Annotated in this window: 21 protein-coding genes; 9 read left to right on the forward strand and 12 right to left on the reverse strand. The window is 69.6% G+C overall.

What is annotated here, in order from left to right:
- The first annotated feature begins 13 nt into the window (after nucleotides 1–13).
- Complete coding sequence (locus tag ASC61_RS10925; protein WP_056211806.1) at nucleotides 14–1,363, forward strand: flavin monoamine oxidase family protein; 1,350 nt, start codon at nucleotides 14–16, stop codon at nucleotides 1,361–1,363.
- Between the two features lie 3 nt (nucleotides 1,364–1,366).
- On the opposite strand, the gene ASC61_RS10930 is transcribed toward ASC61_RS10925, so the two are convergent.
- Entirely contained in the window at nucleotides 1,367–2,761 is a 1,395-nt protein-coding gene (locus ASC61_RS10930) for a hypothetical protein (protein WP_056211808.1), read from the reverse strand.
- A gap of 114 nt (nucleotides 2,762–2,875) precedes the next feature.
- Here ASC61_RS10930 and ASC61_RS10935 point away from each other — a divergent pair, with 114 nt between their 5' ends.
- Both ASC61_RS10935 and ASC61_RS10940 read left to right on the forward strand, forming a co-directional pair.
- The gene (locus ASC61_RS10935) at nucleotides 2,876–5,266 is read left to right on the forward strand and encodes a hypothetical protein (protein ID WP_056211810.1); all 2,391 of its coding nucleotides are present in this window, start codon (nucleotides 2,876–2,878) and stop codon (nucleotides 5,264–5,266) included.
- A gap of 43 nt (nucleotides 5,267–5,309) precedes the next feature.
- Complete coding sequence (locus ASC61_RS10940; RefSeq protein WP_157439455.1) at nucleotides 5,310–5,987, forward strand: TetR/AcrR family transcriptional regulator; 678 nt, start codon at nucleotides 5,310–5,312, stop codon at nucleotides 5,985–5,987.
- A 34-nt stretch (nucleotides 5,988–6,021) separates the two neighbouring features.
- Here the strand turns inward: ASC61_RS10940 and ASC61_RS10945 are convergent, their stop codons facing one another.
- Nucleotides 6,022–6,621 (reverse strand): TetR/AcrR family transcriptional regulator, encoded by a 600-nt coding sequence (locus ASC61_RS10945; protein WP_056211816.1) that lies wholly within the window; start codon nucleotides 6,619–6,621, stop codon nucleotides 6,022–6,024.
- A 163-nt stretch (nucleotides 6,622–6,784) separates the two neighbouring features.
- Entirely contained in the window at nucleotides 6,785–7,639 is an 855-nt protein-coding gene (locus tag ASC61_RS10950; protein WP_056211818.1) for an alpha/beta fold hydrolase, read from the reverse strand.
- A 166-nt stretch (nucleotides 7,640–7,805) separates the two neighbouring features.
- On the opposite strand from ASC61_RS10950, the gene ASC61_RS10955 reads away from it, so the two are divergent.
- Nucleotides 7,806–9,428 carry an AMP-binding protein gene (locus ASC61_RS10955; RefSeq protein ID WP_056211820.1) on the forward strand — a complete coding sequence of 541 codons (1,623 nt, stop codon included), beginning with the start codon at nucleotides 7,806–7,808 and terminating at the stop codon, nucleotides 9,426–9,428.
- Here ASC61_RS10955 and ASC61_RS10960 read toward each other — a convergent pair.
- Together ASC61_RS10960 and ASC61_RS10965 are read right to left on the reverse strand one after the other, a co-directional pair.
- On the reverse strand, nucleotides 9,425–9,673 hold the full coding sequence (locus ASC61_RS10960; protein ID WP_056211822.1) for an HPr family phosphocarrier protein: 249 nt from the start codon (nucleotides 9,671–9,673) through the stop codon (nucleotides 9,425–9,427). The two genes, ASC61_RS10955 and ASC61_RS10960, sit on opposite strands and share 4 nt — an antisense overlap.
- Before the next feature lie 37 nt (nucleotides 9,674–9,710).
- Nucleotides 9,711–10,475 (reverse strand): DeoR/GlpR family DNA-binding transcription regulator, encoded by a 765-nt coding sequence (locus ASC61_RS10965; RefSeq protein ID WP_056211824.1) that lies wholly within the window; start codon nucleotides 10,473–10,475, stop codon nucleotides 9,711–9,713.
- A gap of 106 nt (nucleotides 10,476–10,581) precedes the next feature.
- Between ASC61_RS10965 and ASC61_RS10970 the strand changes: the two genes are divergently transcribed.
- Together ASC61_RS10970 and ASC61_RS10975 are read left to right on the forward strand one after the other, a co-directional pair.
- Complete coding sequence (locus ASC61_RS10970) at nucleotides 10,582–12,234, forward strand: phosphoenolpyruvate--protein phosphotransferase (protein WP_056211826.1); 1,653 nt, start codon at nucleotides 10,582–10,584, stop codon at nucleotides 12,232–12,234.
- A 31-nt stretch (nucleotides 12,235–12,265) separates the two neighbouring features.
- A complete protein-coding gene (locus tag ASC61_RS10975; RefSeq protein ID WP_056211828.1) occupies nucleotides 12,266–12,805 on the forward strand; it encodes a DUF1697 domain-containing protein in 540 nt (179 codons plus the stop codon).
- A 3-nt stretch (nucleotides 12,806–12,808) separates the two neighbouring features.
- On the opposite strand, the gene ASC61_RS10980 is transcribed toward ASC61_RS10975, so the two are convergent.
- Together ASC61_RS10980 and ASC61_RS10985 are read right to left on the reverse strand one after the other, a co-directional pair.
- Nucleotides 12,809–13,270 (reverse strand): PPOX class F420-dependent oxidoreductase, encoded by a 462-nt coding sequence (locus tag ASC61_RS10980; protein ID WP_056211830.1) that lies wholly within the window; start codon nucleotides 13,268–13,270, stop codon nucleotides 12,809–12,811.
- A gap of 61 nt (nucleotides 13,271–13,331) precedes the next feature.
- The gene (locus ASC61_RS10985) at nucleotides 13,332–14,840 is read right to left on the reverse strand and encodes an ABC1 kinase family protein (RefSeq protein ID WP_056211831.1); all 1,509 of its coding nucleotides are present in this window, start codon (nucleotides 14,838–14,840) and stop codon (nucleotides 13,332–13,334) included.
- A 122-nt stretch (nucleotides 14,841–14,962) separates the two neighbouring features.
- Between ASC61_RS10985 and ASC61_RS10990 the strand changes: the two genes are divergently transcribed.
- On the forward strand, nucleotides 14,963–15,763 hold the full coding sequence (locus ASC61_RS10990) for an adenylate/guanylate cyclase domain-containing protein (RefSeq protein WP_056211833.1): 801 nt from the start codon (nucleotides 14,963–14,965) through the stop codon (nucleotides 15,761–15,763).
- On the opposite strand, the gene ASC61_RS10995 is transcribed toward ASC61_RS10990, so the two are convergent.
- The gene (locus ASC61_RS10995) at nucleotides 15,760–16,182 is read right to left on the reverse strand and encodes a cyclic nucleotide-binding domain-containing protein (RefSeq protein ID WP_056211835.1); all 423 of its coding nucleotides are present in this window, start codon (nucleotides 16,180–16,182) and stop codon (nucleotides 15,760–15,762) included. The two genes, ASC61_RS10990 and ASC61_RS10995, sit on opposite strands and share 4 nt — an antisense overlap.
- Before the next feature lie 120 nt (nucleotides 16,183–16,302).
- The gene (locus ASC61_RS11000; RefSeq protein ID WP_056211837.1) at nucleotides 16,303–17,319 is read right to left on the reverse strand and encodes an aldose epimerase family protein; all 1,017 of its coding nucleotides are present in this window, start codon (nucleotides 17,317–17,319) and stop codon (nucleotides 16,303–16,305) included.
- A gap of 206 nt (nucleotides 17,320–17,525) precedes the next feature.
- Here ASC61_RS11000 and ASC61_RS11005 point away from each other — a divergent pair, with 206 nt between their 5' ends.
- Together ASC61_RS11005 and ASC61_RS11010 are read left to right on the forward strand one after the other, a co-directional pair.
- Nucleotides 17,526–18,251 (forward strand): flavodoxin family protein, encoded by a 726-nt coding sequence (locus ASC61_RS11005; RefSeq protein ID WP_056211839.1) that lies wholly within the window; start codon nucleotides 17,526–17,528, stop codon nucleotides 18,249–18,251.
- 46 nt (nucleotides 18,252–18,297) lie between these two features.
- Nucleotides 18,298–18,708 (forward strand): nuclear transport factor 2 family protein, encoded by a 411-nt coding sequence (locus ASC61_RS11010; RefSeq protein WP_056211841.1) that lies wholly within the window; start codon nucleotides 18,298–18,300, stop codon nucleotides 18,706–18,708.
- Between the two features lie 8 nt (nucleotides 18,709–18,716).
- Here the strand turns inward: ASC61_RS11010 and ASC61_RS11015 are convergent, their stop codons facing one another.
- From ASC61_RS11015 to ASC61_RS11025, 3 genes are all read right to left on the reverse strand, one after another.
- Complete coding sequence (locus ASC61_RS11015; RefSeq protein WP_056211843.1) at nucleotides 18,717–19,286, reverse strand: TetR/AcrR family transcriptional regulator; 570 nt, start codon at nucleotides 19,284–19,286, stop codon at nucleotides 18,717–18,719.
- A 157-nt stretch (nucleotides 19,287–19,443) separates the two neighbouring features.
- A complete protein-coding gene (locus ASC61_RS11020; protein WP_056211845.1) occupies nucleotides 19,444–20,337 on the reverse strand; it encodes a ribokinase in 894 nt (297 codons plus the stop codon).
- On the reverse strand, nucleotides 20,334–20,792 hold the full coding sequence (locus ASC61_RS11025) for an Lrp/AsnC family transcriptional regulator (RefSeq protein WP_056211847.1): 459 nt from the start codon (nucleotides 20,790–20,792) through the stop codon (nucleotides 20,334–20,336). The genes ASC61_RS11020 and ASC61_RS11025 overlap by 4 nt, the downstream gene beginning before the upstream one ends.
- Between the last annotated feature and the right edge of the window lie 121 nt (nucleotides 20,793–20,913).

The raw sequence follows: 20,913 nt of genomic DNA on the forward strand, positions 1-20,913 counted from the left end.
GTAGGACTGGACCATGACGAATGAACAGGTCGACGTCCTGGTGGTCGGGGCCGGAGCGACCGGACTGTCCGCGGCGTACGCCGTGCAGCGCGCGGGCCGGTCGGTGCTGGTGCTCGAGTCGCGGGAGCGGGTCGGCGGGCGGCTGTGGACCGACGAGGTCGACGGCGTCGATCTCGAGATCGGCGGCCAGTGGGTGTCACCGGACCAGGACGCGCTGCTGGCGATGCTCGATGAGCTCGGCCTGGAGACGTTCGAGCGGCACCGCGAGGGCGCGTCGATCTACGTCGGCCGCGACGGCGAACGGCGTACGTTCACCGGTGAGCAGCTCCCGGTGGCCGACTCGGTCGAGGCCGAGATGACCCGGCTCACGGCCCTGCTCGACGAGCTGTCGGGGCAGATGGACCCGTCGAGGCCGTGGGACATGCCGGGAGCCCGTGAGCTCGACCAGGTCACGTTCCTCGGCTGGCTCGAGCAGCACTGCGCCGAGCCGGAGGCACGGGACAACATCGGCATGTTCATCGCGCAGGCCATGCTGACCAAGCCGGCACACACGTTCTCCGCCCTGCAGGCCGTGCACATGGCCGCGAGCGCGGGGAGCTTCAGCAACCTCGTCGACTCCGAGTTCATCCTCGACAAGCGCGTCATCGGCGGGCTGCAGCAGGTGCCGCTCCGCCTGGCCGAGCGCCTCGGCAGCGCCGTGCGCACGGGCCGCGACGTCGAGAAGGTCGCGTGGAGCGACGAAGCGGTCACGGTCTCGTCCGGCGACCTGACCGTCAGCGCGCGGCACCTGGTGCTCGCGATCCCGCCGACCGCGGTCACGCGCGTACGGTTCGAGCCGCCACTGCCGTCGATCCAGCGCGAGACCCGCCAGCACCAGTCGTTCGGGCAGGTCATCAAGGTGCACGCCACGTACGAGACGCCGTTCTGGCGCGATGCCGGCCTCTCGGGCACGGCGTTCAGCCCGTACGAGGTGGTGCACGAGGCGTACGACAACACCAATCACGACGAGCCGCGGGGCACGCTGGTGGGATTCGTCTCGGACCTGCAGGCCGATGCCGTGCTCAGGCTCTCGGCGACCGATCGGCGCGACGTCATCCTCTCGTCGCTGTCGACCTACTTCGGGCCCCAGGCCGCTGCGCCGCTGACGTACTTCGAGAGCGACTGGACCTCCGAGGAGCTCGGCAGCGGAGCGTACGGCTCGAGCTTCGACGTCGGCGGCCTCACGCGGTTCGGGCCCCGTCTCCGGGAGCCGGTCGGCCCGATCCAGATCGGCAGCTCTGACGTCGCAGGGCTGGGATTCCAGCACGTCGACGGAGCCCTGCGGGTCGGTGCCGAGCTGGCGGCGGCGATCGTCGGATCCTGACGGTCAGTGGCCGGCCGTCGCCTTCTTCGGCGCGGTGCGATGAGCCACGCGCCAGGCGACGATCGCGACGGTGAGGTAGACGCCGTAGCCAGCCAGCCAGGTGCCGAGGCTCAGGTTGACGTCGCTCCACGTCGCGGGCATCGGCATGACGATGACGAAGAACGCGAACAGGCCCAGCAGGTAGAGCGTGCCCCAGAGGGTCCGGTTCCAGTCGAACACCTTGAACCCGGCCATGCCCCTGATCGGCAGCAGGGCGAGGGGCATGGCTGCGACGCCGCCCACGGTGAGCGAGGCCAGCAGGTCGGAGACAAAGGTGCCGACGACGCTGTGGGATGTCTCCAGGAACGAGTAGCCGACCCACGCGGCGAGTCCGAACGCATAACCGTGCACCAACCCGATGGTCGCGACCTTGCCGCTGGATGCCTTGCCGAGGCGGTCGCCGAAGCTGATGCCGGCGACGAGGCCGAAGATGATGCCGGGCTGGAACCCCGTGAGCCGGGTGAACACCACGAGGCCCGCGACGATCAGCAGCGAGAAGGGCTGGAACGAGAACGTCGCGGTGGCATCGGGAGCGGTCCGTCGTACGAGCCACGAGACGAGCGCCCAGCCGACGACGACCTCGAGCAGGAACGACACCACGATCGCGCAGGCGACCCGCAGGGAGCCGAGGTTGAGACCGAAGTGCGGGTCGATGAATCCAGAGATGATGCCGGCCGCCATGACGCCCGATGCTGCCTCCCACCAGCGGATCTCTCGTACGGCCTTGAGTCCGCGCTTGGTTCGCCGACGCTCGGCGAACCGCTTGAACAGCTCGTCCACCGACACGTTCAACAGGCCGGCAGGGAAGACCATGAGCGAGCCGATCACCACCGCGGCTCCGCCGGCGGTCGCCACGCCCTGCGCGGTGACGTCGCCGGCCTTGGGCAGGCCCGAGAGCACCGACCGGTCCTTCAGTCCGAAGCCGGTCGGTTCCTCGTACGACCTGAGGTCGCCGGTGAACGTCCACTGCTGGGCGCGCAGATCGCATTCGCTCGACGGCGCGAGCCGTGTGGTCACCGTGGCGGTGCGGGGCGTGAACTCGGCCGTGATCGTGTTGTCGAGGTGCCGCCTGGCACACGGCCGGCCGAGCTGCTCGGGGACGTGCATCGAGACCCGCCCGTGCTTGACCAGGATCGGTGGGAACGTCGACGGCGTCCCGGTCCAGCCGCGGATGTCGAAGGCCTCGCAGCGGCCGTCCCGGCAGACCACCTTCACCGTCGCGGGTGCTGACGTGCCGCCGAACGTCGCGGTGCCCGCATAGGTCCAGCTGCCGTCGGCCAGGTCGCCGTCGGCCGCCATCGCAACCCCCGGCACGGCCAGCCACAGGAGTGCAGCAAGCAGGATGAGCGTCCGCTTCACGAGGACAGCACATCACCAATCGACCCGTTTGTGCGAGATTGCGCGGTGGGCGCGGGTGCTTGCCGGGCTCAAAGGGGTTGTGGGAGCGTGTCTCCACCGCAACTAGGAGCTCCCGTGACGCTGCTGCTTTCCGTACGTCGTGCTGCCCTGGCAGTCGCCGTGTCGGCCCTGGTGGCGATGGTCGCAACGACGATCCCGGCAGCCGTGGCGGAGGACTTCCCGGGCGACAACGGGCTTCTCGTCCACCTGAACCCGTCGCCGCTCGTCGAGCGCAGGACGGCCGACGACCCGGGATTCACGCTCGACGTCGACGACGCCAATCCCGACGGCGTCGCGTTCTCGTCCTACCTCCTGACGGGGGTCCCGGCCGGCTGGGTCGTCGAGGTGGGCGGGTCGGTTGCGGCGCCCTCCTCGGCCGGTGCCGGCGGCACCGAGGTCTACGCACTGCCCAAGGCGTCCGCCACGGCCGGTGACGTCGAGCTGCTGCCACCGACCGGGTTCGTCGGCGCCACCAGTCTCGGCGTCAGCCGGACGTCCCCGGACAGCCCCAACTCGATCACGGCGCTGTCGAACGGGACGTTCGACTATCCGAGTGTGGCCACGCCCGAGCTCGACCCGTCGGTCACCAGCTACCAGTACCGGAACCCGTCGGTCCTCAGCGGTGGTCAGTACGGCCCGAACGACGGGCAGTACGCGATCTGGCCGACGTCGAGGATCACGGGTCCCGGAGATGGGACGAACGGCATCTCGATGGTCGACCTGCGGAGCGTCGACGACCCGCTCGGCGGCTACCCGAACCTGTGCTCGATCCAGACGGCGGTGTCGACGACGGACTCGGCGCCGGCCGGCAAGCTGTTGATCGTCAACGCGACGAACTCGCTGCCGCCGCCGAACGAGTTCATCCACGTCAGCGCCAACCTCACGGCTGGCTCGGTCTACGACTTCTCGGCGGAGCTCGGGAATCTCTCGATGGTCGAGGTCGGCCTCGGCCCCCGTCCCGACGCGACGTTCCAGATCGTCGCACCCGACAACAGCGTCACGACGCTCACGACGTCGGGGCCGATCGACCAGGACCCGTGCGCCTCGGCGACGTGGCACCGGTTTTCGTCGGTGTTCGCGAGCCCGTCGACCGGCTCGTACACCCTGCGGCTCATCAACAACGCGCCCGGCGGCGGCTGGAACGACATCGGCATCGACAACCTCGAGCTGCGCGAGATGACCCACGTGGGGCTCACCGCTGTGGTCAAGAAGAAGGCGGCGACCACGACTCCGCCGCCCGGGGACGGGTCCGGTGGCGCGGGCTCGCCGGGCGGTCCAGGCTCGCCGGGGACCGACTATCCGGGGAGCCTGCTCGGGGCGATCCCGCCGATCTATCAGCTCGACCCGGACCGGTCGGACGACCCGGCCTCACGGAGCGAGGTGACGCCGCCGGCCGACGGTACGCCCGGGACGGCCGGCGACCCCGGCGACCTCGACCCCGGTCTCGGCGGGCCGGGCCCGGCGCCAGTGATCCTGCGCAGTGACCCGTCAGCGCCGAGCGCGCTCACGAACTCGCTGTCGACGCTCAACGAGCTCCGCAAGCACCCGTTCCGCATCGCGCGGGGCTTCGCGGCCGGGTTCGTCCTGCTCCTGCTCGGACTGCTCGTGGCCGGCTTCGTCAATCGCATCCTCGAGTCGCGTACGGGTTCATGGGTCCGGTGGCTGGCGGGCCAGCCCGTGATCGGCGGGTTCGTGCGTGCTTCGCAGTCGTGGGTCGACCGCAACCCCGTTCCGAGCGCCGTCGTGCTGACCGCGTCGTCGGCGGTCGTCATCGCCGCGGTCGATCCCGGATTCGGCTGGGACATCGTGACGCTCCGGCTCGTCGGGTCCGCGGCCGCCGCGATCCTCATCGGCCGCCTCGCGTCGTTGTGGATCGCGGCGATGATGGTGCCGGAGGACAAGGGCGAGCCGGTGACGCTGCGCGGCATCCCCGCCGGATTGCTGCTCGCCGGCGTCGGAGTGCTGATCTCTCGCGCCCTCGACTTCCAGCCGGGTTTCATCATCGGCCCCGTCTTCGGGCTCCTGATCGCGGGCGGCGTCACGCGTACGGTCCAGGTCGAACGACTCCGGGCCGTCGTCGCGCTGGTCATCGCCGGCATCGCGTGGCTGGCCAGCAATGCGATCCACCCGACCACCACGTTGGGGGCGTTCGTCCATGACGCGATGGTGATCGTCGTGGCCTCGCTGCTGTGCGGGACGCTGCTCCGTCTGCTGCCACTGCCGGCGTTCCCCGGCATGACGCTCGCGCGTCATGCCACGGTCACGTGGCTTGCGCTGTTCGGCATCTCCGCCACGGCGTTCTTCGCGATCGTGCTCCCGCAACCGGGCAACTGGCTGTTCGTCGGCCACGACCTGGTCTCCCGCTGGTTGATCCTGCTGGGCGTCTTCGGTCTGTTCGCCTTCGCGGTCTACCTCGTCGAGCTGCGCAACCTGCGGCGCGAGCGCAAGGCGGCGCCCCGGCACTGACGCTGGGGCCGATTCGTGCGGGGTCGATGCGAGTATGGGAACCATGCTCGAGGAACCGGCACCACGCGATCCGGCACAGCTGCTGGTGCAGGCGACGGTGAAGCTCTTGGCTGAGCAGGGACCGTCGGCGATCAAGGCGCGGACCGTTGCTGCGGAGGCGGGGGTGTCGACGATGGTCGTCTACCACCATTTCGGCGGCATCCCTGAGCTTGTCGGGGCGGTGATCGATCACGGATTCGGGGAGATCGAGAGGGCGTTCGCACGGCTACCGGTCACTGCCGATCCGGTCGCCGACCTCTTCTCGATGGCGCTGGCTGTACGTGAGATCGCTCGGGCGAACCCTCACTTGTACGACCTGATGTTCGGCCTCTCGATGCGAGCGACGTATCGGCCTGCTCCGAGCAAGGCGGTGCGCAGAAGTGGACACTCTGAGGCATTCAAGGCTGCGTACGCACACATGACGGCTGCGTGTGAGCGGCTCGTCGCGTCGGAAGAGGTGGCGTTCGTGGCACCCGAGACGGTCGCCGCCGGACTGTGGAGCACGATGCACGGCTACATCAGTCTCGAGCTGGCGGACCACTTCGTCGAGTTCGACGACCCGGTGGGGTCGATCATGCTGCCGGCGGGTGTCGTGTTCGCTGTGGGTCTCGGCGGTGATCGGCGACGCGCTCAGGCATCACATGTCGAGGCGATGCGACGACACGAGGCGTCGGCGCGCTGAGCGCGGTCGGCCCTCTCAGGCGGATGCAGCCGGATCAGCGGGCCAGGAGGGCGCGCACCTGGTTGCGGATGTCGGCGACGACGGTCTCGTCGGTCACGCCGGGGTCCGCGTGGGCGGCCATGCTGAGGAAGCTGATCGCCGTGACGATGTGCGCCAGGGTGGCGGTGTCGTCCGCGAAAGACGCGTCCCGGCTGAGAACTTCGGCGAGCGCCTCCTCGGTCCGCGACGAGATGGCAAGCGCCTCGCCGTGATGCGGTTCGTCGGGGTCGCCGAACGCCATCTCGCGCAGGTACGTACGACCGTTGGCGATCTGGGTGCGGTTGCACTCGACGATCGGTTGCACGATCGCCATCACCGCGCCCAGCGCGTCCGGGACCGACTCGGCCGCCGTCCGACCCCGCTCGAGCGCCTGCGCGTAGTGCGTGTTCTGCACCATGAGCAGGAGCTCGCCCTTGGTCTTGGCATAGAGGAACAGCGTCCCGGTGCCGATGTCGGCCTGGTCGGCGATCTGCTGGGTCGTGACGTCCTCGACGCCGTGCTCGGCGAACAGCTCGCTCGCGGCCGAGATGATGCGTTCGAGCTTCTCCTGCTTGTTGCGCTCGCGCCGGCCGAGCGGCTGGGAGGCGAGAGTCATGGCGCAACCTCCGGATCTGGGCTCTGACGGGGCCGGGCTCCATCCTTCCACGGAGGAGCGACCGGCTCCGACCTACTCGTCACGAACAGCCGCTCCTTGAGCACGCCGGTGCGACCCATGGACGGGGCGGTGGTCATGGTCGTTCCTTCGTCGGTCGTGGGGATCAGCGGTTGAGGAACTCGACCGCGAGCGGAGCGAACTGCTCGTGGTACTGGAAGATGCCGCCGTGCCCGGAGTCGGCGTAGATGACGAGCTCCGAGCCCGCGATGCGACGGTGCAGGTCCTCGGACAGGACGGACGGCACCATGCGGTCGTTGTCGCCGTTGGCGATGAGCGTCGGCTGCGTGACCTTCGAGAGGTCCGACGGGGTACCGCGGCCGTACTTCTTGATGGCCTTGAGCTGTGTCTGGAACGCCTGCGTCTTGATCTTGGCGTCGCGGCTCTCGGTGCGCTCCTCGAGCCGCTTGATGAACGCTTTGGCGGCGGGCTTGCCGGTGGAATTGCGGTTGAAGAACAGGAACTCCTTGGGGTCGGAGTGCGTCAGCGTCGCGCGGAGGATGTCCCAGTACGTGACGCCGGCGACCTTGTCCATGTCCTTGCCGCCGCGCGGTCCGGTGCCGGTCAGCACGAGCCTGCGGACGAGCTCGGGGTGCTTGACGACGAGGTCCTGGGCGACCATGCCGCCGAGGGAGAACGAGAAGATGTCGACCTGCTCGAAGCCGAGTGCCTTGATGAACGCGTAGGCGTCGTCGGCCATGGCCTCGACGCTGTCGGGCACCTTGCCGGACGAGCCACCCACGCCCTTGTTGTCGAACGCGATGACGTGGCGGGTCTTGGCGATGGGGTCCACGATGCGCGGGTCCCAGTTGTCGAGGGTCGCGGCGAGGTGGACGAAGAAGATGACGGGGATGCCTTCCTTCGGTCCGAGCTCCCGGTAGGCATATGTCGTGCCGCCGGCCGTGATGGTCTTGGCGGGCGCCTGGGCGTACGTGGTGATGATGTCGTTGGTGCTGCTCATGATTGATCTCCTGTGAGTGAGGTGCTCACAAACGAGCACACTCAATTATGAGTAGACTCAGAAAGATTGTCAAGTGGCGTGAGCCACCCCTGTCGGTGCTTCTGTGGATCTCGGGTCTCTGGTGGGGGACGATGCAGGGAGGCCACCACGGGAGGGAACGCCAAGCATGGATCTCAGCATCGCCACAGGGCCGACGGAGTCGCCGCAGCTCATGACCACGATCGGCGCGAACTTGGTGGACACCGTGGCGCGGCACGGTGACCGTGAGGCGCTGGTCGACTGCGTCAGCGGTCGTCGTTGGACGTACGCGGAGCTGCTCGCGGAGGTCGACGCTGTGGCGCTCGGGCTGTTGGAACTCGGCGTCACGAAAGACGACCGGGTGGGGATCTGGGCGCCGAACTGCCCGGAGTGGGTGTTCGTGCAGTACGCAACGGCACGCATCGGGGCGATCTTGGTCAACGTCAATCCGGCCTATCGCAGCCATGAGCTGTCGTTCGTCGTCGGCCAGTCCGGGATGCGCACGATCGTCGCGGTGCCTGAGTTCAAGGGTTCCAGCTATGCCGGCATGATCGCTGAGGCGCAGGCCGAGCACCCGTCGCTGGTTGATGTGGTCCTGATCGGCACCAGGTCGTGGGAGCAGCTCTGCGAAACGGGGCGTGGTGAGGATCGGACCCGGCTCGCCGAGATCGAGAGCGGGCTCGACGCGGCCGACCCGATCAACATCCAGTACACCTCGGGAACGACCGGTTTCCCCAAGGGTGCGACGCTCTCGCACGCCAACATCTTGAACAACGGTTGGTTCGTCGGCGAGCTGATCGACTACACCGAGGAGGACCGGGTCTGCATCCCGGTGCCGTTCTACCACTGCTTCGGGATGGTCATGGGCAACCTGGCGTGCACGTCGCACGGCGCCGCCATGGTGATCCCCGCACCGGCGTTCGACCCGGTGGCGACGCTCGAGGCGGTGGCAGACGAGCGTTGCACGTCGCTGTACGGGGTGCCGACGATGTTCATCGCGATGCTCGACCAACCGATCGTCGACACCCTCGACCTGACCTCGCTGCGTACGGGCATCATGGCCGGGTCGCCGTGCCCGGTCGAGACGATGAAGCAGGTCATCGGCAGGCTCGGCATGACCGAGGTCTCGATCTGCTACGGCATGACCGAGACGTCGCCGGTCTCCACGCAGACCCGTACTGACGACTCGCTCGAGCGCCGCGTCTCGACCGTGGGACGGGTCGGGCCGCACCTCGAGGTCAAGATCGCCGACCCGGGCACGGGGGAGGTGCTGCCACGCGGCGAGGCGGGTGAGCTGTGCACGCGTGGCTACTCCGTGATGCTCGGCTACTGGGACCAGCCCGACAAGACCGCCGAAGCGATCGACGCCGACGGCTGGATGCGCACGGGTGACCTCGGGGTGATGGACGCCGACGGCTACGTGACGATCACCGGGCGCATCAAGGACATGGTGATCCGCGGCGGCGAGAACATCTACCCTCGCGAGATCGAGGAGTTCCTCATGACGCACCCCGATGTGCTCGACGCCCAGGTCATCGGCGTCCCCGACGACAAGTACGGCGAGGAGCTCATGGCCTGGCTGCGCCTGCGCGACGGAGCGGCCCCGATCGATGCGCCGGCACTTCGTGAGTTCTGCAGCGGCAAGCTCGCGCACTACAAGATCCCGCCCTACGTCCACGTCGTCGACGAGTTCCCCATGACGGTCACCGGCAAGGTCCGCAAGGTCGAGATGCGGAAGGCCGCCGCCGAGCTGCTCGCCGACCGGGGCTAGCCGTCGAGGTTGCTGGCGACGAGGTCGGCGATCGTCGCGAGCATCGCCTCGTCCTCGGACTCCACGATGACCTCGTCGCCGAACTTGGCGCCGAGCGTCATGATCATCAGCGCCGAGCCGGCGTCGACGGCCGGCTTGTCGGCCATCGCGATCGTGACCCCGCTCGTGGCCGCCTGCGCGATGAGGGCGGCTGGGCGGGCGTGGAGGCCCACGGTCGATCCGACGGTGACAGTCCTGGTTGCCATGGTGCTCATCCTCTGTGTTGGTGGGGGTCAGGTCGGTTCATGCGAGTACGACCTCGACGTCGCGGGCTCGCAGCGCCTCGACCTCACGCTGGTCGGCGCCCTTGTCGGTGATCACGATGTCGAGGTCGTCATAGGAGGCGAAGGCGAAGACGTGCTCGGCGGAGAACTTCGACGCGTCGAACAGCGCGACGACCTTGCGGGCCGATCGTACGAACGCACGCTTGACGGCGGCCTCCTCGCTGTCGGGTGAGCTCAGGCCGTGCTGGGGCGATGCGGCACTCGTCGCCAGGAAGCAGACGTCGACCTGCACCGAGGCGAGCGCGTCGACGGTGGAGTGACCGGCGGCCGCCGAGGTGACGCCGCGAACCCGCCCTCCGAGCATGTGCAGCTCGACGGAGGGAATCGTCATGAGCTTGGCAGCGGTCGGGATCGCGTGGGTGATGACGGTGAGCTGGTGGTCGTGAGGGATCAGGTCCACGAGCTGGCTGATGGTCGTACCGGCGTCGAGCACCATGCTGCCGCCGGCCTCGGGCAGGTGGGCCGCGGCGGCACGGGCGATGCGGCCCTTCTGCTCGGCGTTCGGGATCGCGTGGCCAGGTCCCGCCGCCGGCATGCCGCGTCCGCGTGCCGCCACCGCGCCACCGTGCACGCGCTGGGCCAGGCCGTCGCGTTCGAGGGCTGCGAGGTCGCGGCGGATCGTCTCGCTGCTGACGTCCAGCTCCTGGGCCAGCTCGATCACGGCGAGCCGGCCGTCCTCGAGGAGCCGCTCCACGAGGAGCTGCTGGCGTTCGGCGGCGTACACGGCGCTCCTCGGGGAATGTGGGTTTGTGTGGATATCTGCCTGGTACGTATTGTTCTACGCCCGAGTGTGTGTAAAGTCAACCAACACCACCAGCTGGAGGAGCGGCATGTCGTCGACGATTCTGCATGGCAACGGCGTGGTCCCCGGGGTCGGCAGCGGACCGGTCGTCCGACCGAGGTCCCGCCCCGAGGTCCCGTCGGACGAGGACAGCCTCGACCCCGAGACGGGTGCTGCGAGGTTCAGCGAAGCGGCGGGAGTGGTCGCCGACCGGTTGGCGGCCCGGGCTGAGCAGGCCAGCGGAGCGGCGGCCGAGGTGCTCCTGGCGACGTCGGCGCTCGCCCGGGACCGCGGTCTCGTGGCGCTGGTGCAGAAGCGACTGGCGGACGGCGCGGGCATCTGCGCGTCCACGGCAGGTGCGGTCGAGGAGCTCAGCGCGATGTTCGCCGCCGCGGGCGGGGTCATGGCCGAACGCGTCACGGACCTGGAGGACATCCGCGATCGGGTCGTCGCCGAGCTCTCGGGCCAGCCCGAGCCCGGCATCCCGGCTCCCGGGGTCGCTTCGGTGCTGTGTGCCGTAGACCTCGCGCCGGCCGACACCGCGACCCTCGACCCGGCCTCGTTCGTGGCGATCGCCACCTCCTTGGGCGGCGCGACCAGTCACACCACGATCATCGCTCGCCAGCTCGGCATCCCGTGCGTGGTCGGGACGGAGGGGCTGGACGACATCGCGGAAGGCGCCACGGTCCTGGTGGACGGGTCCGTGGGCGAGGTCGTCGTCGATCCGGATCCTGACCTCGTACGCGAGCGCACCGAATCAGCTGCCGCGCTCGGAGCCGCCGCCGCGTCGTGGCGCGGGCCCGGTGCGACATCCGACGGGCACCTCGTCGAGATCCTCGCCAACGTCCAGGACGGCGCCGGCGCCCGCAAGGCAGCCGAGACCCCCGTGCAGGGCGTCGGGCTGTTCCGCACCGAGCTGTGCTTCCTCGACCGTGACGTCGAGCCCACCGTCGACGAGCAGGCGGCGATCTATCGCGAGGTGTTCGACGCGATGGGCGATCGCAAGGTCGTCATCCGTACACTCGACGCCGGCTCCGACAAGCCGATCGGCTTCGCCACGATCAAGGACGAGCCCAATCCCGCTCTCGGCGTACGCGGCATGCGGCTCGGCCTGCGCGACGAGGGGCTCATGGACCGCCAGCTCGATGCCATCGCACTGGCTGCCGAAGGGGCGGCCGCACCCGTGTGGGTCATGGCGCCGATGGCCGCCACCGAGGACGAGGCCGAGTGGTTCGGCGCCAAGGTGCGTGCACGCGGCCTCGTGCCGGGAGTGATGATCGAGATCCCCAGCGCGGCCCTCCTGGCCGATCGCATCCTGCGGCACGTCGACTTCGTCTCGATCGGCACCAACGACCTGAGCCAGTACGCCTTCGCGGCCGACCGGATGGCGCCGTCGCTGTCAGAGCTCACCGATCCGTGGCAGCCGGCACTCCTTGGTCTCGTCGAGCGTGTGGCGCAGGCGGGTATCGAGGCCGGGAAGCCAGTTGGTGTCTGCGGTGAGGCCGCCGCCGATCCGCAGCTCGGCTGCGTGCTGGTCGGGCTGGGCGTCAGCTCGCTGTCCTCGGCGGCCTCCGCGGCGCCCCTCGTTGGCGCCACGTTGTCCGGCGTCTCTCTCGAGGCGTGCCGGTCGGCTGCTCGCGCCGCCCTCGGGGCCCGCGATCCAGCGGCAGCCCGTGAGGCCGCCGCCACGCACCTCGCTTGACCTGTCCGGCCCGTGCGCGAGGATCGACCTCATGACGTACGTCGTGCTGTTTCGTGGCATCAACGTCGGTGGCCGCAACAAGGTCCCGATGGCGGCACTCCGCGACCACTTGGGCGCCGACTTCGCGAACGTCCGCACCTACATCCAGTCCGGCAACGTGCTGCTCGACAGCGACTTGCCCGCGGCCGAGGTGGCGACGCACATCGACGCCAACCTGAGGTCGGCATTCACGCTCGACTCCGACCTCGTACGCGTGCTGGTGCTCGACGCCGACGCGTTCCATGAGGTCGTGGCCGAGGCGCCCGACGGCTTCGGCAGCGATCCTGACACGCATCGTCATGACGTGTTCTTCTACATGGGCGTCACCGCCGCCGAGGTCGAGCCCTACGTCGTCGTCAACCCTGAGGTCGACGAGGTCTTCGTCGGGGGCCGGGCGCTCTATCACCGCCGGGTCGCGGCGCTGGCGACGCGGAGCCGGGTCAACAAGATCATCGGCTCCCCGGTCTATGCCGGCCTGACGATCCGCAACTGGAACACCACGACCAAGCTCGCCGCGCTGCTCGACGGGTGAGCGTCAAGCCAGACGTGCAGGGAATCCGCCGGTCGCCACGGGGCCCCAGCGCCTCGGGGTGATGCGCATCAGGCACTTGCCCTGGTCGAGCATCGCCTGGCGATACTCCGACCAGTCCGGGTGCTCGCCGGAGATGTTGCGGAAGTACTCCACGAACGCGTCGAGGCCCTCCGGCACGTCGAGCACCTCGCACGTGCCGTCCACCTGGACCCACGGATCGTTGAAGTCGTCCGAGAGCACGACCACGCTGACGTCGGGCCGCTTGCGGGCGTTCCTGGCCTTGGCGCGCTCGGGATAGGTCGAGATCACGATCCGGCCCGAGTCGTCGACGCCGCCCGTGACCGGCGAGGCCTGTGGCGAGCCGTCAGCGCGCTGGGTGATGACGATCATCCGGTGGCGTGGCCGGACGAACTCGACGAGCTCCGGCTGGCTGACCTGGGTCGACGTGGCGATCTGGCGTGGCATGGCGTACGTCCTTCCGGCGGCGCGGGTGTCGCACGTTCGATCGTACGGACGGCCACCAGCCTCAGGCCACGCCCGCGATGTCGGCGGGCTCGGCGAACAGGTCGAGCAGGATCTCCTGGACGACCGCCAGCACGTCGGTGTCAGGGGCGACGCTCGCGGCGAACCCGGACAGGTAGAGCAGGTTCTTGAAGAACAGCACGAGGTCCTTGGGCATCCGGAAGCCGTTGCGGGCCAGAACTTGCAGGAGCCTGCCGAGCGTCAGCCCGAGCTGGTCGAACGTGACCTGCCCGCGTGACCGGTCCTGCAGGAGGTCGAGCTCGGCCTGCAGCTCGGCGACGACCGTCGCGGTGTCGGCGTCGGTGGCGATCGCGCCGAACGACTGCATCGCCGCGATCTGTCCCTCGGCGTCGTTGGTCGCCCAGGCGGCGAGGTACTCGACAAGCCCGGCGCGCTGCTGGGCCGTCAGCCGCCCGGTGATGCCGAAGTCGACGAGCGAGAACGTCTGCGTCGCGTCGTCGATCAGGACATTGCCCCCGTGCAGGTCGCCGTGGAAGACGCCGTGCCTCATGGTCGCCTCCAGGACGCCCTTGATGCCGAGCTGCAGCAGGCGTTGCCCCTCGGCCGGGCTGAGCCGACCGTCGAGGTGGGCGTACGAGACGCCGGGGAGGTGCTCCATGACCAGCAGGCGCTCGGTGACCATGCCGGGTATGGGTCGCGGGGTGTTCATGTGGTCCGCGCCGAGTGCCTCGAGCACGGCGCTGGAGTCGACCAGGTTGGCGGCCTCGAGCTGGAAGTCCAGCTCCTCGAGGGCGAGCTGGGCGAACAGCTCGACGAAGCCGCGGAGGTTGGCCGAGCGGGCGCCGGCATGCAGCTTCTCGGCGGCAGCCGCGGCGATTGCCAGCGTCTCGATGTCGGCACGGAAGCGCCGGCGCAGACCCGGGCGGCGCACCTTGACGACGACCTCGGTGCCGTCGTCGAGCCGGCCCCGGTGGACCTGACCGATCGATCCGGCAGCCAGCGGCTCGTCGTCGAGCCAGGCCAGTCGGGCCCGTTGATCGCCGAGCTCGCGGTCGATCACCTCGTGTGCGACGCCAGCAGGCAGCGGCGGAGCCTCGTCCCGGCACCATGCGAACGCCTCGACCCACTCGGGCGGTAGCAGCCCCTCAGCCGTGGCGATGAACTGACCGAGCTTGATGTAGGCCGGGCCGCCGGCGCGGACGAGTCGCTGGGCCCGGTCCAACGTGCCGGCACTCGCGTGGGGCGGCTCGACCCGGAGGCCCACGGCGCAGGCGCCGGCCGCCAGGAGCTGCAGCGGGGCGTCGGGCGCCGCGGTCGCGATCAAGCGCCAGCCGGTGGACGCGAGGGACGCGATCGTGTCGAGCCACAGTCGCGGCGTGGCGAGCCGGTCGGCCTCGCGGGCGAGGGTCTTGCGGCGGGCGATCGCCTCACGGTGCCAGATGAGGGCCTGCTCGGTCAGCCCGGGCACGGCGCACAGCCGGGTCGAGCGGCGGATGAGCTCGCCGACCGCGGGCTCGGCCGAGAACGTGACATTGTCGATGGCAGATTCCATACTCGGAGTATGTCCCAGGTTCCGGTCCAGCAGGAGTGCCCGTGCGGGTGAGTCCCATCACGCCTCGACGGGTGGGCTCGAGGCAGTCACCCGGTCGGCCGTCAGCCCGCTAGTGTGAGCCGGTGACATCGCTCGAGGTCGGCCTGGCCGCATCGACCGCTGTGCTCGCGGTCGGGCTGCTGGTGACGGTGCTGAGGCTGCGCGCGGCTCGGCGCGAGGTCGAGCGGCTGAGCCGGCGGACCGACCGGAGCCGCCTCGTGCCGTCGCCCACGGACGCCGTGCGGACCGTCGTCGGAACGGCGATGAAGGTGCGGGACCAAGGGTTCAGCGGCGCGCTCCGCAGCTCGATCGACGAGCTCGCGTTGTGGGCCGACGTCGAGCGCCCGGACCTGGCCCGGCTCGCGAGTGCGGACGGCTCGGTGACGATCCTGTTCAGCGACATCGAGGGGTCGACGTCGCTCAACCATCGACTGGGTGATCGCGGCTGGGTGCAGCTGCTGTCGAAGCACGACCGGCTGCTCAAGCACGCCATCGAGGCCCACGCGGGACACCTCATCAAGAGCCAGGGCGACGGGTTCATGGTCGCGTTCGCCGAGGCGAGCCAGGCCGTCGCGGCGGCCTCGGACATCCAACGCCGGTTCCACCGGGTACGGCCGGGGTCGCGGCTGTCTGGAGTCAAGGTCCGCATCGGCGCGCACAAGGGCTCGGCGGTGCACCGCGACGGCGACCTGTTCGGCCGCAACGTCGCGTTCGCCGCACGCGTCGCCGCCCAGGCCGAGGGCGGCGAGATCCTGGTCAGCGAGAGCGTCGTCGACTCACTGCCCGAGGGCTCGGTGACGGTGCTCGAGCCCCGCGCGGCAGAGCTCAAGGGCGTACCGGGGACGCACCAGCTCTATCCGATCGAGTGGCGCGCCCGTCGCTAGGAGTCCGAGGCGTCGTTGGCCAGGCGCTTCTCGGCCGTGCTGCGCAGCGTGTCTGCGAACGTCGGGTCCTGCTCGATGAGCGACTCGAGGGCGGAGGCCTCCAGGCGCAGTGCGCGGATCGCGGTCGAGGCGACGACGGACGCGCTGCGCAGCCGGTGATTGACGAGCGCGATCTCGCCGAACACGTCGCCGGGCCCGAGCGTCGCGAGGACCTCGCCCGACTTGCGGATCTCGACCTCGCCGTCGAGCACGATGTAGGCCGAGTCCGCCGGGGTCGACTGCATGATGATCGACCAGCCCTGGGGGATGGTGACCGGTGTGCCCACGGTGGCGAGGGTCTTGACCAGCTCGGCGTCGAAGTCGGTGACGCGGCTCAGGTCCTCCTGGACCTCGGGGTCGATCTTCTGCCTACGGATCATGGGGAGTCCTTATCGAGAGTGCGACTGCGGCATCGCCGCCGGGGCCCACGGTAGCGACAAAATGGGACATCCGCCCGGATTGTGCGGGCAAAACACGCGGCCGCTCGCGCCGGGCGCCGCTCAGACGACCGAGAACTCGTACCGCACGACGTTGACGTACGTCTCGCCCGGGCGCAGGACCCGTTGGGGGAACTCCGGGTGGTTGATCGAGTCGGGGAACGTCTGCATCTCGGCGGTGACCCCCGCGAACGCGGCGTACGTCCCGAGGTCGCCCTTGGCGCTGGCACCCTCGAGGTAGCCGCCGGCGTACACCTGGATGCCGGGCTGGTCGGTGACCAAGGTGAGTCGCCGGCCGCTCGGTGGGTCGGTCAGCGTCGCGACCCGGCGCATGCCGTCGCCGTCGAGCACCCAGTTGTGGTCGTAGCCGGCGTTGTCGACCTCGTCGATGTGCGCGCCGATCGGCGTGGGCTCCCTGAAGTCGTACGGCGTCCTCGCCACGCTGAGCACCTCGCCGGTGGGCAGCAGCTCGGCGTCGACCGGCGTGTAGGCCCCGGCGTCGACCTGGAGGACCTGGTCGAGCACCGTGCCGGAGTCGTGACCGGCGAGGTTGAAGTACGCGTGGTTGACCAGGTTCACGATCGTCGGGCGGTCCGTCTCGGCCTCGATGCGGATCTCGAGCGCGGAGCCGTCGAGGGTGTAGGTGACGCGTGACTCGAGGGTGCCGGGATAGCCCTCGTCGCCGTCGGGAGAGGTGTGCGTGAACGTGACGGCGTCGCGTGCGGCGTCGAGCTCGGTCGACCAGACGTACGTGTCGAAGCCCCTGCGGCCGCCGTGCACGTGGTTCTCGCCCTCGTTGCGGGTGACCTCGTGGTCGATGCCGTCGATCGCGAAGCGGCCCTTGCGGATGCGGTTGGCGTAGCGGCCGGCGGTGACGCCGAAGTAGTACTGGTCGCCGGGCAGCTCGTCGTACGACGTGCGGCCCAGCACGACGTCGGCGAGCACGCCGTCGCGGTCCGGGGCGTGCAGCTCGAGGATGCGGGCGCCGAGGTCCGTCAGCACGACGCGGCACTGGTCGTTGGAGATCGTGACGACGGTGATCTGCTGGTCGCCGGCGGTGGCCGTGAAGCTTTCGAGCATCGGATGGTCTTTCTGGAAGGGGTCGTCGTCCCACCCTCACAGGTGGGTCACGGAGCTCCTCCTCACCGCGGGCAGCACTCTATCGGGGCCGACGCGAGCCCGCGTACGAGGTGGGCAATCCTCCGTGCGGGCCATAGCCGTGACGGCCTGTCGGCCCTACGCTGCCAGTGCGGGGGACTGGAGCGGTTGGACGCCGAGGAGCAGCCATGACCACTGAACCCACGACCGATGTCGACTACTCGGACCTGAGCGCCGTCTTCATCAACTGCACGCTCAAGCGCTCGCCGGAGGTCTCCAACACCGAGGGGCTGGCGGCCATCTCGATCGAGATCATGCGCAAGCAGGGCGTCGCGGTCGAGTCCATCCGGGCGGTCGACCATGAGATCGCCACGGGGGTGTGGCCCGACATGACCGCGCACGGCTGGGAGCGCGACGACTGGCCGGGCATCTTCGACAAGGTCATGGCCGCTGACATCCTCGTGCTGACGACCCCGATCTGGCTCGGCGAGAAGTCATCCGTGTGCACGCGCATCGTGGAGCGTCTCTACGGCAACTCGAGCCAGCTCAACGACGCGGGGCAGTACGCGTACTACGGCCGCGTCGGCGGCTGCCTGGTCACGGGCAACGAGGACGGGGTGAAGCACTGCGCCATGAATGTCCTCTACTCGCTCCAGCACCTCGGATACCTGATCCCCCCGCAGGCGGACTCGGGTTGGATCGGGGAGGCCGGGCCCGGACCCAGCTACCTGGACCCGGGGTCCGGTGGCCCGCAGAACGACTTCACCAACCGCAACACGACGTTCATGACGTGGAATCTGCTGCACCTTGCGCGCATGCTCAAGGACGCGGGTGGCATACCGGCACACGGCAACCAGCGATCGCTGTGGGACGCCGGCTGCCGCTTCGACTCCGACAACCCGGAGCATCGCTGACCACTGCGCCACGAGTCCGCGGGCCGGGACGTCGTACGCTCCGAGGATGGGAGAGCAGCTCGAGACCGCGGTCGACACCTACCTGTCCGCACTGCGCGAGGCCGACGTGGAGCGCGTGCTGTCGCTGTTCGCGCCGGACGCTGTCGTGCACTCTCCGCTCTACGGGCCGTTGCCGCCGAGCGACTTCTACCCGCGGCTGTTCGCTGACACGAGCGCGGCGAACCTCGAGCTCCGATCGGTCATGCACGGCCGTGACACGACCGGCGTACGGACCATGAGCTTCTGGTTCCACTTCGACTGGCGCCTCCCCTCCGGGGCGGCGGCGCCGTTCGACGTCATCGACGCGGTGACCCTCGACGACGACGGCCGGTTCACCTCGCTGCACATCCTGTACGACACCGTGGACGTGCGGCCTGCCTTCGAGGCGGAGACCGGTCGGCCGTCCTGGCGACCGTAGGAGTTTCGTCAGGCGAGCAGGCGGCTGCCGAGGCCGTCGAGCACGATGTCGAGGATGCGGTCGTGCCAGTCGTGACGTTGCGTCGTGGTCCGGTCGCCGTTGATGCGGGCCAATGGGTAGGAGCCGGAGGTGCCCTTGACCGACGTGGTCAAGGCGAGGTTGCCGGCGATCTGGACCGCGACAGTGGCGTCCTCGATCGTGAATCCCTGCTGGTGCAGCGACGCGATGTAGGGCGTGACCTGGGCGACGATGCGCTCGGGCCACTTCGGGGGTGACAGGGCGACGACGTCGTAGCCGGGGTAGCGCTCGCAGATCGTCCAGACCGAGCGGGCCACCTCGCCGAGCAGCTGGCGCCACGGCAGGTCGGGCTCGGGCCAGTCGACTGAGAGCGCCGCCTGCTCGATCGCCTTGACGAGCAGCTCGTCGCGATCCTTGACGTAGCGGTAGAGCCCGGAGTGGGCGACTCCGAGCCGCGCCGCGATCGACGGCATGCTGAAGGTCGCGATCCCGTCCTCGAGCACGGCGTCGACGATGAGCTCCAGGCTGAGGGAGCGTGGCCGGCCTGGTCTGCGGTCCATGCGTCGATCGTACGTTCAGCGCCCTCGGCCGGACGCCGAGGTCCGCCGGCGAGGCCTTGGGCAGGGCGCCGGCGGGGGCCGTTGCCGCGGGATCCGCGACTCCGCCGACGCCTGCGCTGCCGCGATACCCACCGGTGCGCCGGGCCAAACCGGCGGGCTACGGCAGTAGCGCCTCGACCTCGGCCTGCGTGGGTATCGAGTCCTGCGCGCCGGACCGCTGGACCGCGAGGGAGGCTGCGGAGCCGGCGGCCGTCATGGCGTGCGCGACCTCAAGGCCCGCCGCCAGGCCCGCTGCGAGGACCCCGCAGAACGTGTCGCCGGCCGCCGTCGTGTCGACGACGGGAACCGCCAGGGCCGGCGCCCGTACGACCGGCTGGTCGGTTCGGTGCAGCTCGGAACCCCGTGCGCCGAGGGTCACCAGCACGGCCGGGAAGCGGCCGACGAGAACCTGGACGGCTGTGCCGAGGTCGCTGGTGCCGGCGACGGATCGTGCCTCGTGCTCGTTGACGACCAGCAGGTCGACCTCGCAAGCGAGCTCGTCGGTCAGCGGGGCAGCGGGAGCGGCGTTGAGGATGAACGGCGCGCCGGTGCGGCGCGACCGCGCGGCCTCGGCCACCGCCGGTTGAGGGGTCTCCAGCTGGGCGAGCAGCACGTCCGCGGTGTGGATGAGCTCTCGAGCAGAGGCTCCGACGACCACGGCCGAGTTGGCGCCCGGGGCCACGACGATCGCGTTCTCGCCGTCGTGGTCGACCGTGATGAGGGCAAGGCCCGAGGGCTGCCCCGGGAGCACGGCGACCTGGGTGGTGTCCACGCCGGCTCGCCCGAGCTCGTCGAGCAGGTGGCGCCCGTCCGCGTCGTCGCCGACAGCTCCGACGAGGCTCGTAGAGCCGCCACCGGCCCGAGCCGCCGCGACCGCCTGGTTGGCGCCCTTGCCACCCGGGCTCCGGCGCACGGCGCTCGCCAGCACCGTCTCACCGGGGGCCGGGATCGTCTCGCACGCCAGGGAGAGGTCGATGTTGAGGCTGCCGACCACGACGACCCGTCCGGTCATGCTGTGTCCGTCCGCTCGGGCGAGGACTCCTCGAACACCAGGAGCGTACGCGTGCTGAGGATGCCCGGAATGGCCTGGATCTCGTCGAGCACGAGGCGTCTGAGGTCGGCGTTGTCCCGCGCGCGTACGAGCATCACGACGTCGAACTCGCCGCCGACCAGCGCGATGTGCTCGACACCGTCCAGCGCCCTCAGCTGGGCATGGATGCTGCGCCAGTCGGGCTGTCGGACGTTCATCGTGAGATAGGCCGACGTGCCGAGACCGCGGCCGACCGGGTCGACGAGCGCGGTGTAGCCCTTGATCACGCCGGACTCCGAGAGCCGCTCGACGCGCGCGTAGGCATTGGCGCGCGAGATGTGGACCTCCTCGGCCAGCTGGCGCATCGACAGCCGGCCGTCGCGCTCGAGGGCGCCCAGGATGCGCGTGTCGATGTCGTCGATCGGGGCTCCGGCCATCTGTCTCTCCTGACTGGTGTGACGTGGGTCATGCTGGACGTACGGCCACGCGAAGCGGCTCTACGCGAGACATCTTCTCGACAATCATGCAGCACTTGAACCCGGATGGCCATGTGGCGCA

Source organism: Aeromicrobium sp. Root344, from assembly GCF_001425755.1.
Taxonomy (GTDB): Bacteria; Actinomycetota; Actinomycetes; order Propionibacteriales; family Nocardioidaceae; genus Aeromicrobium.